The organism is Marinobacter sp. CA1, assembly GCF_020546665.1.
In the GTDB taxonomy this organism is placed as follows: domain Bacteria; phylum Pseudomonadota; class Gammaproteobacteria; order Pseudomonadales; family Oleiphilaceae; genus Marinobacter; species Marinobacter xestospongiae.
Genome location: NZ_CP071785.1, coordinates 1,002,438 through 1,018,402 on the forward strand (window position 1 = coordinate 1,002,438; position 15,965 = coordinate 1,018,402).

The window sequence follows — 15,965 nt, forward strand, 5'->3', positions numbered from 1 at the left end:
TCGATGCTGGCCCCCAACCGGGTGATCCTGGTCTTGGGGGCCATTGCCCTGCTGCTGTTCTGCAGTCTCGATTTCGGCACTATCCAGCCCAACCGCATTGTGGAAGGCACGCCCTATGGTGCGCTGGATGCCCTAGAGTGGGGCGGCTTCGCCCTGGTGACGTTACTGCTGGCGGTCACGCTGGTCGCGGCGGTGCTGGCGTTGCCTGGCCGCTACTGGGCCATTCTGGTGAGCATCGTGCTGCTGCTGATGGCCTTGCCCTGGCTGTTTTCCGGCTTCCTCGATGACCAGTTGGGGGAGCGCTATCCCTACGGTCGCGGGGGCTTCGCGGCCGGGTTCTGGAGTCTGCTGTTTTTGCTGGCGCTGATGCTGGTGGAAGGCTTGCGACAGGTTGGCGCCAGCGCCTGGTTGCGGCTGACGGCGGGCGTGCTGGTCCTGCTGAGCTGGTGGCGGGCACTGGAGGTAGAGGCCCTGGCAGGGCTGTCCCTGGTGATGGAATTCCAGACCCGACCGGACCAGTTTCAGCAGGCGTTGCTGGATCACCTGGCGCTGACCCTTGGTGCCGTGATGGTGAGCCTGCTGCTGGCGGTGCCGCTGGTGCTGGTGATGATCCGCCGGGTCCGCTGGCAGCGGCCGGTGTTCGCCCTGGTCAGTTTTCTCCAGACTGTCCCCAGCCTGGCGTTGTTCGGTCTGTTGATTGCCCCCCTAAGTGTCCTCTCCGCCAACTTTCCGCTGTTGCAGCAGCTTGGCATTCGGGGAATTGGCTGGGCGCCGGCGATGATCGCACTGGTGGCTTACAGTCTGCTGCCGATGGTGCGGAACCTGTTTGTTGCCCTGACGGAGGTACCGGCGGATCTGCTGGAGGCGGCTGAAGGCATGGGCATGAACCGCCGTCAGGTGTTCCTGCGGGTGCAACTCCCGCTGGCGTTGCCAGTGGTGATCGAAGGCGTACGGATGACCACCATCCAGGCGACCGGCCTGACCGCGGTGGCCGCCCTGGTGGGGGCCGGTGGTTTTGGTACCTTCATCTTTCAGGGACTGGGCCAGGCCGCAATGGACCTGGTGCTGCTGGGGGCGTTGCCCACCGTGGCGCTGGCGCTGGCCGCCGACACCCTGTTTACCGCCCTGGCCCGGCTGAGTGCCCGCCTCAATGGGGCAACGGCCCAACCCTCGCTGATATACGAGTGAACACATGATTGAACTGACGAATGTCTCCCGCCGGTTTGGTGAGGTGACCGCGGTGGACCGGATCAGCCTGACGGTCGAAACCGGTGAGACCTGTGTGCTGGTGGGCAGCTCCGGCTGCGGCAAGTCCACCACCCTGCGGATGATCAACCGCCTGTTGCCACACAGTGCCGGCGACATCCGGGTGGACGGCCAGGACATACGTGAGGTGGACCTGCAGCAACTGCGGCTGAACATGGGCTACGCCATTCAGGGCACCGGCCTGTTTCCCCACTGGACCGTGGCCCGCAACATTGCGCTGGTGCCGCAACTTCAGGGCTGGGAGCGAGCGCGGGTCGAGGCCCGGGTAACCGAGTTGCTGGACATGCTGGGACTGTCACCGACGGAGTACGCCGACAAGTACCCGGCCCAGCTCTCCGGCGGACAGGCCCAGCGGGTGGGTGTGGCACGGGCACTGGCGGCGGACCCCAACATCCTGCTGATGGATGAGCCGTTTGGCGCCCTCGACGCCATCACCCGGGAAAACCTGCAGAACGAAATGCTGCGCATCCAGCGCCGGCTGCGTAAGACCACGGTGTTTGTGACCCACGACATCGACGAAGCCCTGCGCCTGGCGGATCGTATTGCGGTGATGGACCAGGGCCGTATCCTGCAGCACGATACCCCCGATGCCATTCTGCGGCAGCCGGCTTCGGCTTTTGTGGAAAGCCTGGTGGGCAGTCAGGATCGGGGACTGAAACTGGCGGCACTGCAGTCGGTGGCCGAGGTGATGCAGCGCCATCCCCAGCCGCGTCAGGCGGTGCCCGAGAAAGTCAGCGTGGGGGCGCAGGATTCGCTGCGCCAGGCCCTGTCGGTGATGCTGTGGCAACAGCTCAGCGAACTGCCGGTGGTGGATGACCAGGGCCTGGAACTCGGTGTCCTGACCCGGGAGCGGCTGTGGCGGGAAACCGCATGATGCGCCACTGGCTGACGCCGGCCCTGTGGCTGCTGGCACTAGTGGTTGGATGCCTGGGGCTGCCCGTCCTGGAGCCCTGGCTGCAACCCTTGGTGGACGGTCGCCAGGCGGTGATTTACCCCCGCGACAGCTTTGTCACCCTGTTGCTGAACCATCTGCAGCTGGTGGCCATCTCTGCCGCTGCCGCCACGCTGGTGGCGCTTGGGGGCGGTATCGCGGTGACCCGTCCCTGGGGCCGGGATTTCCTGCCCATGGCCAGTCAGTTGGCCTCCATTGGCCAGACCGTGCCGCCGGTCGCCGTGCTGGCACTGGCCGTGCCGGTGATGGGGTTTGGTGACGGACCCACGTTCGTTGCCCTCGCGCTGTATGGCCTTTTGCCGATCCTGCGCAACACCCTGGCGGGCCTGCAGGGCATTGACCCGGCGGTTCGGGAAGCGGCCATCGGTATGGGCATGTCCTCCCCACAGGTGTTGCTGCGGGTGGAGCTGCCCCTCGCCGGGCGGGTCATCCTGGCGGGCATTCGCACCTCGGTGACCATTAACATTGCTACCGCGGCCATTGGCTCTACCATTGGTGCGCAGACTCTGGGTGATCCGGTGATTGCCGGCTTAGTGAATGGCAATACCGCCTATGTGTTGCAAGGGGCAGTACTGATCGGGCTGCTGGCGGTGACAGTAGACAGCCTGTTCGAAGCCCTGGAACAGCAGTGGCTGAAGCGCACGCCCGGCCTTTCCGGTTAGCAGCCTTGCCGGAAGGGAGGCCGCGTCGGCTCCGAACCCAGCATTTGTTCAAAGACGATCCAAGGAACTCTTTATGAAAGGAAGTTGCCTGCTATGAAAGGACGCTGCTTGCTATGAAAGGAAGCTGCCTGTGTGGCGCGGTCCGCTATCAGGTCGATCGGCTGGACCTGCCAATCATGCATTGCCACTGCCAGACCTGCCAGAAAACCCACGCCGCCACGGAAGTGCCTACGGCGGGTGTGCTGCGGGAGGCGTTTCGGTGGTTGCAGGGCGAAGCCTCGGTGACGTCGGTGGTGTCCTCACCGGGTAAGCAGCGGCATTTCTGTCAGCACTGTGGCACCCATCTGGTGGCGGAGCGAGAGGGCAAGCCGCATCTGATCCTGCGGGTTGCCACCCTCGACGAGACGCCGGACAGCCAGGTGCAGGGTCACATCTGGACGGCTCACGATCGCACTTGGCTGACGACGGCGGCGCCACGTCATCGAGCCTGGCCTCAGGCGCCGGAGCAGGGTGAGACGGTCGCGCTGACGATCCGGCGTGCCGGGCCAGACGAGCTGCCGCAGGCGCTGTTGCTGCTGGCGGACCCGGATTGGGGCAGCATCGCCGGCTATCTGCCGACAGCGATCTGCTATGTGGCTGAAGCCGGTGATGAGATCGTGGCCGTCTGTGTGGTGTCGAAGCTGGCCGGGGAAGAGGTGTTCGAGATCATGAACCTGGCGGTGGCGGAAGCCCGCCAGCAGGCTGGAATCGGCGCGAGGCTGTTACAACAGGTCATCGACGACGTGCGTGCCCGGGGTGCCAGGCGGCTGGAACTGGGCACCGGCAGCTTCGGCCACCAACTGGGGTTCTACCAGCGTCACGGCTTCCGGGTGGTGGCGGTGGAGCCGGATTACTTCCTCAACCATTACCCGGAGCCGATCCACGAAAACGGCCTGCAGCACCGGGATCGGCTGCGGCTTGCCATTGACTATCTGCGCACTGATGGGTAAACCACGGCTTTGGAGCCCAAATTATGGTGCTTGGTTACTTTGCTACTTCTTGCGCAGCCGGAACACGCTTTCCCGGGCCTGTTCGAGGCCGCGGCGGGTGGCGAAGGGGCTGTCGGTGGGAATCTGCTGGGTCAGCAGTTGCTCCACCTCGTAATCTGCACTGAACAGTTCCCGGACTTCGTCATCGGTGACGTTGAATGGCGGGCCCTGGACGTCGTCGTTGTCGTAGTCGAGGGTGAGCAGCAGGATCTGCAGGTCATCGGGAGTGACCGCAGTCAGGTGCTCAACGTAGTCCCGTCGCATGGCCGGGGGCAGGGCGATCAGCGCCGCCCGGTCATAAACCAGCCGGACGTTGCGCAGGTCTTCCGGCACCAGCTGGAAGAAGTCCCCACACCACAGTTCCAGGGTGTCGTGGCGGAAGCGGGTGAACGGCTCGCCGGGGTGAACGTGGGCCTTTTCCTCGGCTTCTTCAAAGAAATCCTTGCAGGCGATGTCACTGAGCTCCACCCCAATCACCGGATGGCCGCGATCGTTGAGCCACCACATGTCGACGGCCTTGCCACACAGCGGGACCAGCACGGTCTGATCGCTCCGGCCTTCGCCGGCAAGGGCGGTCCAGTGGTCGTGGAGAAACTGGTTGACGGTTCCTTCATGAAAGCCGATTTGGCTCTTGGCCCAGCGGTTGTGCCAGAATTCATGTTCCATGGGTGTTTTCCTGTCGCGAACGGTTTCCCTGAGTGTAATCGAATGGTCGACAGTTGGAACCCCCGCAAAGTCTTATAAGGAAGGCAGTATGAAAGCGGTTTTTCTGGATGCGGACACGCTGGGCAACGACGTTGATCTGGCCCCCATTGAGCAGGTCACGGATGAGCTGGTGTGTCACCCGCGGACCCAGCCGGCCGAGGTCACAGAGCGGCTGCAGGGATTCGATACCGTGCTCACCAACAAGGTGGTGCTTGGCCGTGAGCACTTCGAGGCCTGTCCCGGCATCCGGTGGGTGGCGGTGGTGGCGACCGGCGTCAACAACGTAGATCTGGAAGCGGCCCGGGATCACGGTGTGCGGGTGGTGAACGTACTCAACTACGGCCGCTCCACGGTGGCCCAGCATACCCTGGCGCTGATGCTGGCGCTGGCCACGCGCTTGCTGGACTACCAGCGGGATGTGCGCCAGGGCCGCTGGGGCAGGAGTGACATGTTCTGCCTGATGGACCACCCCATTATGGAACTGGAGGGGCGGACCCTGGGGATCGTCGGTTACGGTGACCTGGGCCAGGGCGTGGCGGAACGTGGCCGGGCGTTTGGTATGAACATTCTGCTGGGTGCCCGACCCGGCCAGCCCGCCGGGGAGGTGGATGGCTACCCGCGACTGCCGCTGACGGAGCTGTTGCCGAAGGTCGATGTCCTCTCACTGCACTGCCTGCTGACCGAAGACACCCGGCACATGATCGGCGCGGCGGAATTGGCGCAGATGAAGGCGGACGCTCTGTTGATCAACACCAGCCGCGGTGGTCTGGTGGATGAACAGGCGCTGGCGGATGCGTTGCGTAACGGTACCATCGGCGGTGCCGGTTTCGATGTGTTGACCGAAGAGCCGCCAAGGCATGGCAACCCGCTGCTGGCCGATGATCTGCCCAACCTGATTGTGACTCCCCATTCCGCTTGGGCCAGCCGTGAGGCACGACAGCGGATTGTCGGCATCACCGCGGCCAACCTGGCCGGACTGCGCAGCGGCGGTGACGCCCACATTGTGGTGTGATGCCTGACAAGCCCCCAATCCCAAATGGACGGACAGCCTGTGACCGCTAGCCAACTGAAAGATCGACTGAAGGCCGCTGAAGACTGGATTTTGGCCAATCCCAACCCGCCTCGGCACTGGCCCTGGCGATGGGCCTACAGCTGCGGCCGGGTGGCCTATGCGCTGGTGCGGGATCTGATCAACGGCAACCTCACCCTGCACGCCATGAGCCTGGTCTACACGACCCTGCTCAGTGTGGTGCCGCTGCTGGCCCTGAGTTTTTCGGTACTCAAGGCGATGGACGTACATCAGCGTATGGAGCCACTGCTGTTCCAGTTCTTCGAGCCCATGGGGCCTCAGGGTATCGAACTTGGCAACAAGATCCTGGAGTTCGTCGACAACATGAAGGTCGGAGTACTGGGGTCGGTGGGTCTGGCGTTGCTGGTCTACACCGTGATTTCGCTAGTGCAGAAAATCGAGCGTTCTTTCAACATGATCTGGCGGGTGCCGGACATGCGCTCCATGGCCCAGCGTTTCAGTAACTACCTCAGTGTGATCATGGTGGGGCCGCTGCTGATGGTGTCGGCCATCGGGTTTACAGCCACCATCCTGTCGTCTGACTTTGTTGTCCGGCTGATGGAGATTGAGCCGTTCGGCGTGATGATCCTTCAGGCCAGCCGCCTGATGCCTTTCTTCCTGGTGGTGGGCGCCTTCACCTTTGTGTACATCTTCATGCCCAACACCCGGGTGCGGCTGCGCTATGCCTTTACCGGAGGCCTGATTGCCGGCATCAGCTGGCAGGCGGGCAGCATGCTGTTCGCCTCGTTTGTGGCCGGGTCTGCCAAGTACGCGGCGATCTACTCCAGCTTTGCCATCGGCATCATCCTGCTGATCTGGATCTACGTGAACTGGATGATTCTGCTGCTGGGGGCGAGTCTGTCGTTCTATCTGCAGAACCCGGGGTCGATTGCCCGTCGCCAGCGGGTGCGCCACTCCGCCGAGCTGCAAGAGCAGACCGGGCTGGTGCTGATGTGGCTGGTGGCCCGGCCATTCCAGCAGGGCGAACCAGCGCCCCAGCAGGAAGCGCTGGAGGCCGAGCTGCGAGTGCCGGGGGAAGTGACCCGGCGTATCAGTGACAAGCTGATTGCGGCGGGGTTGTTGTCCCTGGCGGGGCCGGATGGTGATCGGCTGGTGCCGGGCCGATCGCTCGACCGCATTACCGTGGCAGACATTCTGGCGGCGGTGCGTCGGGACGACGACGGTGTGGCCAGGAAGCTGCCACGGGTATTGCCGCAGGCGTTGACCGATGCCCGCATTCCCCAGGGGGAGGAGACCCTGGCCGAGCTGTTATCGCGGGATGATGGGGCGTTGGAGCGTTAGCCGCCTTCCTTGAGCATGCCCAGGATGGTCTGCCGAATGCTGCCAAGCTCTCCCCGTGACACCGAGACGGCGGCTTCCAGGTCTTCCTCGGCGAGATTGCGCTGGTTGGCGAACCGTAGCACCTCCCGGGTGCCAATCAGGATACCGTCGTACAGTGGCGTTTGCGGTTGCCCCGGCACCGGCCGCTCGGCCGCCAGCAGATGGGCGAAGTAGCGGGGCGGCAGATTCCAGTCGTTGGCGAGGATCTGGGTGCAGGTCCAGTCGAACTGTTGCAGGGCACCGGTGACCGCTCCCGGAGGCAGCAGGGTGTTGTCGCCGTGCAGGCGATGGTGGATGCGGCGAACTTCGCGGAACAGGGTGATGTGCGCCAGGGCCGGCAGCAGGGAGACCATGAAGTAGGCGCTGGTGTCCTTGCCGTGCTGGCGTGCCACCAGCTCGGCGGCGCGGGCGCAGGTCAGGCCCCAGCGCCAGACCCGCTGGGCAAACTGGACTTCGGAACTGTTCCGGGCCGACAGCATGGGGCGCATGATGGCAGCGGAAATGACGCTGCGGATGCCCTGGAGGCCCAGCACGAACACGGCCTGATCCACCGTTTCGATGGTTTGTTCGCTGGGGCGGAAATAGGGACTGTTGGCGACCTGGAGCAGATGTTCGGTCAGCGCCGGATCATCGAGAATGATGCGGGTGACCTCACTGCGGGAAATGTCCGGATCGGACAGCGCCCGCAGCAGCATGGGCAAGGTCATGGGCTGGCGTGGCAACTCATCCAGCTTGCCCTGGCGAATGTGCTGTCCCAGTTCGGCGAGGATGCGACCGACCTGGTCCTGGTGGCGCTGGAAATCCCGGGGAGAGGCCTCCAGCAGCCAGCAGAACAGATGCTGTTCCAGTTTTTCCATCGCCCAGCTTGCCGGAGTGCTGATGAACTGGCGGCGGGGACTGGCGGTGTGACGGTTGGCGGATGACTCGGCTTTGCTGGGCACCTTCTTTTTCGACAGCCAGTTGAACAAGCCGGGCATCCGCGGACTCCATAACCAAATACTGGGCCCAGCGCCGATTGCCTGGACCACCCTGTTGCTCCCCACCAGATCGTGCCGAGCTGGAGTTAATCAGAGGTTCTCACGTAAGTATATAGTAAAGCTACAGGATATTCAGCGACTGCCCGAACACAAAAATGAACTGGCAGACCCCGGCGGCAAAGCCGAGGAAGGCGCCCACCAGGATCAGCTTGATCTCGTCTTCCTGGAAGCAGGGGCGCAGCAGATCCTGGAACTCCTCCGACGACAGCGCCACCATCCGTTCCACCATGATGCGTTCCACCGCCTGCGCCCGGTCCTGTTCGAACACCGGGTTATTGAAGGAGGTCTGGGAGATCTCGATGGCCTTCTCACCAACCTGGTTCTTGAGGGTGGCAAATCCGGTTGGACCAAAGGCCATCTGGGTCAGCGCCTTGCCCATGCCGGCAGTCTCATCCACCAGCGGCTTGATGTGTTTTTTCACCATGTTGCGGGCACGGTCGCCATTGGTGCCATTGAGGATGGCGTTAATGATGTTGCCAACCGTGAGGATCTCGTGGGTGACGATGTGGCAGAAGGACTCGGCGACCTCGGTCTGGCGTCGCAGGAACAGCCCCTGGATCTTGAATGGCCCGACTTTCTTGGGCTGCAGCGGCCGGAAGATCACATTGAGGGCGATCCAGTTGGTGGCCCAACCGACCAGAAGACCGAAGAACGGCAGCACCCACCAGCTCTGGTAGAAGTACCAGACGGCCATCTGGATCAGGCCGAACAGAAAGCCAAAATAGAGCCCGGAGTTGATGATGAAGCGGAACTCCACCTCCCCGCACTCAAGGAATATGCGGTTCAGCAGCCGCTTGTCGGTGGCCAGGCGGTCGATCACCATGCTCTTGATGTCCAGCAGGCCTTCGATGTTATCGGACAGGTCATCCACCAGATTGTCCACCAGCTGGGGGGTGGATTTGCGGACCCGGTCGTACACCATGTTGCGGGCGGAAGAGGGCAGGTTCTCCCAGAAGGTGGGGTATTCCCGCAGCATCAGTTCATCCACGTACTCTTCGGTGCGAGGTTCCACCGACGTCAGGATGTGGGCGGCCAGTACCTTGGGATCGATCTGCTCGAAGATCTCCTGCACGGTGCCGATCTTGGAAATGGTCGCGTCGACACTGATCGCGGCCATCTTGCGTGCCTTGGAAGGGATAATGCCCTGCCAGCCCCAGATCGGCCGCTTGCCGACGAATTCGAGGGGGTAGAACGTCATCTTGATCGCCAGCCAGTTGGTGGTCCAGCCGATCAGCGCAGCAATCACCGGAATACTCAGGTATTGCCAGAATTCAGCTTGGTAGAACAGGTCTGTCATCCGGAACTCGCCTGGTGTCTTGTCGTTTTTAGTTGTTTGCGGTGACCGGCAGCGGTCGGTCCAGCCACGCGCGCGAGATGTGCTGGGAGCCTGAAGCAACCGCTGGATAATGTTGCGCTTGGGTAACGTTGTCAATGACTGAGCCGCCGGCGAAAACGGGCAAAACTGCCTGCTCAGCCGGCGCCCGGTATCAGTCGGCGGCGTTGAAATCGCCCCAAAGCCACTGGCACAGGGCCATGGCGGCCACCGGGGCGGTTTCGGTCCGCAGCACCCGCGGGCCCAGGGCCGTGGCCAGGAAGCCGGCCTGTTCCGCGGCGGCAATTTCATCGGCACTGAGGCCGCCTTCCGGCCCGATCATCAATGCCACGGACCCCGGCCGGGCCAGGGTGGTCAGTGACTGTCGGGTACGGTGATGCAGCACCAGGCGGGCGTCGAGGCTGGCGCTGTAGTCAAACCACTGAGGCAGGGTCATGACCGGCTCGATGGTGGGCACCACCGCCCGGCCACACTGCTCCGCCGCACTGACGGCGACGCCCTGCCAGTGGCGCAGGCGCTTCTCTTCGCGGTCGCCCTTGAGTCGGACGTCGCAGTGCTCGGTCACCAGCGGGACGATGGCAGAGACCCCCATTTCCACACTTTTCTGGATGGCGTAGTCCATCCGGTCGCCCTTGGACAGGGTCTGGCCCAGGACAATGCGCAGCGATGATTCGCTGGTGTTGCCCAGCGGTTCGCCAAGCGTTGCGGTGACCCGGCGTTTGCCGGCCTCGGCGATGGTGGCGGGGAAATCCCGGCCGTCGCCGTTGAACAGCTCCAGCGCCTGGCCAGGCTGCATGCGCAGCACCCGACCGACGTGCTGGGCGGCGTTGTCATCCAGTTCAATGGTCTGGCCGGCTTCGAGGGCGACCGGGGTGTAGATCCGGGGGATACGCATCGGCTCAGTCCCTCACCGCGATTTCAATGCCTTCGGTGGCGACCTGGGCGAGATGGCGGATCTGTTCCTCGGTGATGACGTAGGGCGGCATGAAGTAAACCACGTTGCCCAGCGGTCGCAGCAGTGCCTGGCGGGTCAACGCATGCTGGTAGACCCGCAGACCGCGGCGCTCCTGCCATGGGAACAGGGTACGGGTGTCGCGGTCCTTGACCATTTCGATGGCCAGGGTCATGCCGTGTTGGCGAATGTCGCCGACGTGAGGATGGTCCGCCAGGTGGGCCACGGACTCGGCCATACAGGCGGCGAGCAGGCGGTTGTTCTCGACCACGTTGTCGTCGCGGAAGATGTCGAGGGTTGCCAGAGCAACGGCGCAGCCGATGGGGTTGCCGGTGTAGCTGTGAGAGTGCAGGAAGGCCCGCATGGTTTCGTAATCGTCGTAGAAGGCGTCATAGACGTTGTCAGTGGTCAGCACCACCGACAGGGGCAGGTAGCCGGCCGTCAGGCCCTTGGACAGACACATGAAGTCCGGGGAAATGTCGGACTGCTCGCAGGCGAACAGGGTGCCGGTGCGGCCGAAACCAACGGCGATCTCATCGGCAATCAGGTGGACACCATAGCGGTCGCAGGCTTCCCGCAGCTTGGTGTGGTAGATCGGGTGATGCATGCGCATGCCACCGGCGCACTGGATCAGCGGCTCCACCACCACCGCGCAGATCTCCTCGTGCTGTTCGGCGAGAATGGCCTCCATCGCCTCGATCTGTCGCAGGGCATAGTCCTCATCGCTCTCGCCCGGTTCCTTGTTGAAGGCGTCCGGTGACGGTGCGGTGATGACCTCCATCAGCAGCGGCTCGTAGGTGTCCTTGTACAGTGACACGTCGCCGAGGGCGAGAGCCCCAAGGGTTTCGCCGTGATAGCTGTTGCTGAGGTTGACGAAGTTCTTCTTGCCGGCCCTGCCCATATTGCGCCAGTAGTGATAGCTCATCTTCAGCGCCGCCTCGATGGCGGAGGAGCCGTTGTCGGCGTAGAAGCACTTGTTGAGCCCTTCCGGAGTGATCTCGATCAGTCGCTCGGACAGGTTGACTACTGGCTCGTGACTGAAACCGGCGAGAATGACGTGCTCCAGCTGGCCGATCTGTTCCTGAATGGCGGCGTTGATCCGGGGGTTGGCGTGGCCGAACAGGTTGACCCACCAGGAGCTGACCGCATCGATGTAGCGGTTGTTCTCAAAGTCTTCCAGCCACACCCCTTCACCCCGTTTGATCGGGATCAGTGGCAGGGTCTGGTGATCTTTCATTTGGGTGCAGGGGTGCCACACAGACTTGAGATCGCGGGCGACGAGATCGGCGTTGCGCATGGGGGTCTCCGTCCAGCTGGGAAGTGGGTTCTGTTTCGCTGTTAACCAAGGCGGATATTACAGTTAACAGCGCCGGCTGACCACCGTGCTGCGTTGCCGTGGCGCTGTCATTCAGCGCTGCCTTGAAAGCGGCCATGATACTGGGCCGGCCAGCCTGCTGGCCAGTCGACGGTTGCGAATCGTTGTCACCGGCGCTGGCTGCGCAGCCAGGCGGGGCTGCCGACGCGGCCAATGTGGGCCTGGCCTGGCAGGCAGGACAATACCGTCGACTATCTATCAGGAGCTCCCGAAGAACAATAAGGAGGTAACCATGGAGCTGGAAGTGACACACGCCTACGACTCGGGGCTGGAGCGGGTATTGGCGGCCTTCTTTGCAGAAGACCACATCCACAGCCGGAACGAGAAAGTGGGCGCGCGCAACGTGGAGATCCAGGAGCGGGCGTTGTCAGAGCAGACCGGTAAGCTGGTGATCAGCCGGGAAGTGCAGTCCGCGACCCAGTTGCCGGGCATCCTCGCCAGTTTCCATCGCGACTGGCATCGGGTACGCCAGGAAGAGCACTGGTTCTGCAAGGACGAAGGGGAATGGCACTGCGAGTTCCGTGTGCACATCGATGGTGTGCCGGCGAAGATCAAGGGCACCATGCGGTTACAGGAGCTTGAGTCGGGCTGTCAGAACCAGCTGACCCTGAACGTGCGCTGTGACCTGCCGCTGATTGGCAAGACCGTGGCCAAGTTTTTGCTGGATGATTCCCGTCGCAAGATTGAGCGGGAGCACCTGATTACCCGAGAGTTGCTGGCTTAGGGAGAGGGCTCCCCGCCGCCGGCGGGCGGGGAGTTGACTGCGGGGCTCACCGGCGTACCGGTTTCACCCCGCAGTGGCTCAGTGAGCCAGAACCCGTGACAGAAATGCCTGGGTCCGCTCGTTCTGCGGGGCGTCGAACACCGCCTCGGGCTTGCCATGCTCAACGATCTGACCTTCATGGATGTAGATCACCCGGTCCGCCACCTCGCGGGCAAAGCCCATCTCGTGGGTGACGACCATCATGGTCATCCCTTCCCGTGCCAGTTCACGCATGACATCCAGCACCTCACCGATCATTTCTGGATCGAGCGCCGATGTCGGCTCGTCAAACAGCATCAGCCGGGGTTCCATGGCCAGTGCGCGGGCAATGGCTACCCGTTGCTGCTGACCGCCTGAGAGCTGGGAGGGGTATTTCTCCGCCTGGTTGGCAATGCCGACCCGCTCCAGCAGGCGCAGTGCGGTGGCCTCGGCATCCGCCTCCGAGTTCTGCTTGACCTTCATTGGCGCCAGCATGATGTTGCGCTTGACGGTCAGGTGCGGGAACAGGTTGAACTGCTGGAACACCATGCCGACTTCCTTGCGGATGGCGGACAGTTCGGTCTGGTTGCCGCCCTTGGGGGACAGCGGGTGGCCGTCGACGACCAGTTGGCCGGATTCGTACTCCTCCAGCCCGTTGACGCAGCGGATCAGGGTGGATTTGCCGGAGCCACTGGCGCCGATGATCACCACCACTTCGCCGGAGTCCACCGACAGGTCAATGTTTTTCAGGACATGATGGGTGCCGTAGTACTTGTTCATGTCCTTCATCTGAACGATCTGGGTCATAGCGACAGTTCCTTCAAACGGAGCCCAGGCCGCGGCGCTCGAAGAAGCGCAGGGCCAGCGACAGGGACAGGGTGATGATCAGGTACAGCACTGCCACCGCGAAGTACACCTCGAATGCGGTGAAGGTGTTGGCAATGTAGACCTGACCCTGGCGAACCAGCTCGCCAACGCCGATCACCGAGAACAGCGAGGTGTCCTTGATGCTGACGATCGCCTGGTTGCCCAGGGGTGGGATCATCCGTCGGAAGGCCTGAGGCCAGATGATGGACCAGAAGGTCTGGGTACGGGACAGGCCCAGTGACAGGCCAGCCTCGGTTTGGCCGCGGTCGATGGACTGAACGCCACCGCGAACGACCTCGGAAATGTAGGCGCCGGAGTTGAGCGCAATTGCCGCAATACCCGCTACCAGCGGGTTGATCGGCGCACCGATGATGTCGGGCAGGCCGTAGAAAATGAACAGCACCTGAACCAGGATGGGCGTGCCGCGGAAAATTTCAATGTAGGCGGTGGCAGGCCAGCGCATCAGCCGGCTCTTGTTCAGGCTGAGCAGGCCGAAGAGGATGCCCAGTACAAAACCGATGGCGAGGCCGCCGAACGAAATCAACAGGGTATAGGGAATACCCTTGATCAGGTATGGAATGGAATTGATGGCTGCCTGCCAGTCAAACTGGAATTCCACGTGTGGTGTCTCCCTGAGGCAATGAGTGGTGTGCCGGGGGCAGGCCCCGGCACCCGGAGATCAAGCGTTACTCGCCTTCAGGCATGGGGCCGAACCATTTCTCGTAGATGGTCTTGTAGGTGCCATCCGCGCGAATGCTTTCCAGGGCCTCATTGACTTCGTCAACCCACTCGCTGCCGTTGGTCAGCGCGATACCGTACTGCTGGCCTTCATACAGCGGACCGGCGGTCTGAACCTTGCCTTTGCCGCGGGTGCTGGCGAAGTAGCCAACGTTGGGGGCGTCGTAGAAGACTGCGTCAACAGCGCGGGACATCAGCGCCATGTACATGTCGGAGCTGCCCGGGTAAGGGGTTACACCGTCGTCTTCCTCCAGGTTGGCAACCAGGTAGTCGTAGCTGGTGCTGCCAATCTTGGTGCCGATTTTCATACCTTCCAGATCGCTCATCTCATCAACAGCGTCGTTGCCGGCGCGAACCAGGATGCGAAGACCGGAATCGTAGTAGGGATCAGAGAAGTCGACGATTTTCTCGCGTTCTTCGGTGATGGTGATGCCAGCGATGGCGATATCAACGTTACCGGTCTGCAGGGCCGGGATGATGCCGTTGAAATCCATGGTCTGGAGGTCGTATTCGAAGCCTGCGCGCTTGGCGACTTCAGCGATGATTTCCATGTCGAAACCGATCATCTCGCCGGTTTCCTGGTCCATCATCTCAAACGGAACGAAGCTCGGGTCGGTAACGACCTTGAGGGTATCTGCCTGGACACCAGCGGTGCCGGCAATCAGTGCGGCCGCAGTCAGCGATTTCAGCCATTTCGTGCTCATGGGATCTCCTTTCAGATTCTTATTACGCACTGGGGAGCGAGCAGAATCGGTGTTGACCGTCCTGCAGGCTCCCCAGTCCAGAGGTATAAAACCTCTTACATTCTAGACTATGTGGGCAAGCGTGTCGGCAAATCAAATGTTTAGGTGTGGCCAAAGGTCGTATTGACAGGTTTTTTGAGAACTTTTGTCGTCTTATTGGCGAGGTGCCGGTGAGTGGGCGCCTGACATTGGTGGCGCTTCACCGGGGCTGCCTTGGAGCTATATGGATCGAAGAGAATAGGGGGGGAGGCCGGCCGCGACGAAATCGGGCCGGCCCGCTGGGGCTAAAACGAGATTTTATCCCGGTCTGCAAGGCCCAGGTTGTTCCAGATGTTGAGGCTGGCTTCGGCCTGGTTGAGGGTGTAGAAATGCAGGCCAGGGGCGCCGGCGTCCAGCAGTTTCTGGCACATCTCGGTGACCACCTCTTCGCCGAACTTGCGAATGCTGGTGGTGTCGTCGCCGTAGGCTTCCAGCTGTTTGCGGATCCAGCGGGGAATCTCCGCACCGCACATATCCGAGAACCGCACCAGGCTGGAGAAGTTGACGATGGGCATGATACCCGGCACCACCGGAATGGTGACGTCCATTTTCTCGAGCCGGTCAATGAAGTAGAAGTAACTGTCGGCATTGAAGAAGTACTGGGTGATGGCGCTGTTGGCGCCGGCCTGTACCTTCCGGGCGAAGTTCTTCAGGTCTTCCTCGGCATTGCGGGCCTGGGGATGAAACTCCGGGTAGGCGGCCACTTCCAGATTGAAGTGATCGCCACTGTGCTCGCGGATGAACGCCACCAGGTCGTTGGCGTAACGCAGCTCTCCGGAGGCACCCATGCCCGAGGGCAGGTCGCCCCGGAGGGCGACGATGCGGTTGATGCCGTTCTCCCGGTACAGATCCAGCAATTCGCCGATTTCCTCACGGGTACCACCAACGCACGACAGGTGCGGTGCGGTGGAAATGCCCTGCTTGTGCAGGTTCAATACGGTCTCGATGGTGCGGTCCCGGGTGGACCCCCCGGCCCCGAAGGTGACCGAGAAGAAGTCCGGGTTCACCTCCGCCAGCCGGTTGCGCACCAGCTGCAGCTTTTCCCGGCCCTGGTCGGTCTTGGGCGGGAAGAATTCAAAGCTGAACCGGCGCTTGAACTGTTTCTGGCTTTGCATG

16 protein-coding genes are annotated in these 15,965 nt (G+C 62.4%); 7 read left to right on the plus strand and 9 right to left on the minus strand.

Features of this window, described 5'->3' with window-relative positions; genetic code table 11:
• The first annotated feature begins 3 nt into the window (after window positions 1–3).
• The 4 genes from J2887_RS04635 to J2887_RS21740 all read left to right on the plus strand — a co-directional run bounded on the left by J2887_RS04635 (window position 4) and on the right by J2887_RS21740 (window position 3,869).
• Window positions 4–1,188 carry an ABC transporter permease gene (locus J2887_RS04635; RefSeq protein WP_227174449.1) on the plus strand — a complete coding sequence of 395 codons (1,185 nt, stop codon included), beginning with the start codon at window positions 4–6 and terminating at the stop codon, window positions 1,186–1,188.
• A gap of 4 nt (window positions 1,189–1,192) precedes the next feature.
• The gene (locus tag J2887_RS04640; protein ID WP_227174450.1) at window positions 1,193–2,140 is read left to right on the plus strand and encodes an ABC transporter ATP-binding protein; all 948 of its coding nucleotides are present in this window, start codon (window positions 1,193–1,195) and stop codon (window positions 2,138–2,140) included.
• The gene (locus J2887_RS04645) at window positions 2,140–2,880 is read left to right on the plus strand and encodes an ABC transporter permease (protein ID WP_228752862.1); all 741 of its coding nucleotides are present in this window, start codon (window positions 2,140–2,142) and stop codon (window positions 2,878–2,880) included. Before J2887_RS04640 ends, J2887_RS04645 begins: the two co-directional genes overlap by 1 nt.
• 113 nt (window positions 2,881–2,993) lie before the next feature.
• A complete protein-coding gene (locus tag J2887_RS21740) occupies window positions 2,994–3,869 on the plus strand; it encodes a GNAT family N-acetyltransferase (RefSeq protein WP_227174452.1) in 876 nt (291 codons plus the stop codon).
• Window positions 3,870–3,911: 42 nt separating this feature from the next.
• On the opposite strand, the gene tmpT is transcribed toward J2887_RS21740, so the two are convergent.
• On the minus strand, window positions 3,912–4,574 hold the full coding sequence (gene tmpT, locus J2887_RS04655) for a thiopurine S-methyltransferase (protein WP_227174453.1): 663 nt from the start codon (window positions 4,572–4,574) through the stop codon (window positions 3,912–3,914).
• A gap of 88 nt (window positions 4,575–4,662) precedes the next feature.
• On the opposite strand from tmpT, the gene J2887_RS04660 reads away from it, so the two are divergent.
• Entirely contained in the window at window positions 4,663–5,625 is a 963-nt protein-coding gene (locus J2887_RS04660) for a D-2-hydroxyacid dehydrogenase (protein ID WP_227174454.1), read from the plus strand.
• Window positions 5,626–5,664: 39 nt separating this feature from the next.
• Entirely contained in the window at window positions 5,665–6,984 is a 1,320-nt protein-coding gene (locus tag J2887_RS04665; protein ID WP_227174455.1) for a YihY/virulence factor BrkB family protein, read from the plus strand.
• Here J2887_RS04665 and J2887_RS04670 read toward each other — a convergent pair.
• The 4 genes from J2887_RS04670 to J2887_RS04685 form a co-directional block, all read right to left on the minus strand.
• Entirely contained in the window at window positions 6,981–8,000 is a 1,020-nt protein-coding gene (locus tag J2887_RS04670) for an HDOD domain-containing protein (protein ID WP_227174456.1), read from the minus strand. The two genes, J2887_RS04665 and J2887_RS04670, sit on opposite strands and share 4 nt — an antisense overlap.
• 121 nt (window positions 8,001–8,121) lie before the next feature.
• Window positions 8,122–9,357: a DUF445 domain-containing protein gene (locus J2887_RS04675; RefSeq protein WP_227174458.1), complete on the minus strand. Its 1,236-nt coding sequence runs from the start codon at window positions 9,355–9,357 to the stop codon at window positions 8,122–8,124.
• 190 nt (window positions 9,358–9,547) lie between these two features.
• Window positions 9,548–10,288, minus strand: a complete 741-nt coding sequence (locus J2887_RS04680) for a 16S rRNA (uracil(1498)-N(3))-methyltransferase (protein ID WP_227174460.1) — start codon at window positions 10,286–10,288, stop codon at window positions 9,548–9,550.
• A gap of 4 nt (window positions 10,289–10,292) precedes the next feature.
• Window positions 10,293–11,642 (minus strand): adenosylmethionine--8-amino-7-oxononanoate transaminase, encoded by a 1,350-nt coding sequence (locus J2887_RS04685; protein WP_227174462.1) that lies wholly within the window; start codon window positions 11,640–11,642, stop codon window positions 10,293–10,295.
• 310 nt (window positions 11,643–11,952) lie between these two features.
• Between J2887_RS04685 and J2887_RS04690 the strand changes: the two genes are divergently transcribed.
• Window positions 11,953–12,444 carry a DUF2505 domain-containing protein gene (locus J2887_RS04690; RefSeq protein WP_227174464.1) on the plus strand — a complete coding sequence of 164 codons (492 nt, stop codon included), beginning with the start codon at window positions 11,953–11,955 and terminating at the stop codon, window positions 12,442–12,444.
• 78 nt (window positions 12,445–12,522) lie between these two features.
• On the opposite strand, the gene J2887_RS04695 is transcribed toward J2887_RS04690, so the two are convergent.
• From J2887_RS04695 to metF, 4 genes are all read right to left on the minus strand, one after another.
• Entirely contained in the window at window positions 12,523–13,269 is a 747-nt protein-coding gene (locus J2887_RS04695) for an amino acid ABC transporter ATP-binding protein (RefSeq protein WP_324197251.1), read from the minus strand.
• A gap of 13 nt (window positions 13,270–13,282) precedes the next feature.
• Window positions 13,283–13,948: an amino acid ABC transporter permease gene (locus tag J2887_RS04700; RefSeq protein ID WP_227174465.1), complete on the minus strand. Its 666-nt coding sequence runs from the start codon at window positions 13,946–13,948 to the stop codon at window positions 13,283–13,285.
• A gap of 67 nt (window positions 13,949–14,015) precedes the next feature.
• The gene (locus J2887_RS04705) at window positions 14,016–14,771 is read right to left on the minus strand and encodes a transporter substrate-binding domain-containing protein (protein ID WP_227174467.1); all 756 of its coding nucleotides are present in this window, start codon (window positions 14,769–14,771) and stop codon (window positions 14,016–14,018) included.
• Window positions 14,772–15,094: 323 nt separating this feature from the next.
• Window positions 15,095–15,964 (minus strand): methylenetetrahydrofolate reductase [NAD(P)H], encoded by an 870-nt coding sequence (gene metF / locus J2887_RS04710; RefSeq protein WP_227174469.1) that lies wholly within the window; start codon window positions 15,962–15,964, stop codon window positions 15,095–15,097.
• Window position 15,965 lies beyond the last annotated feature (1 nt).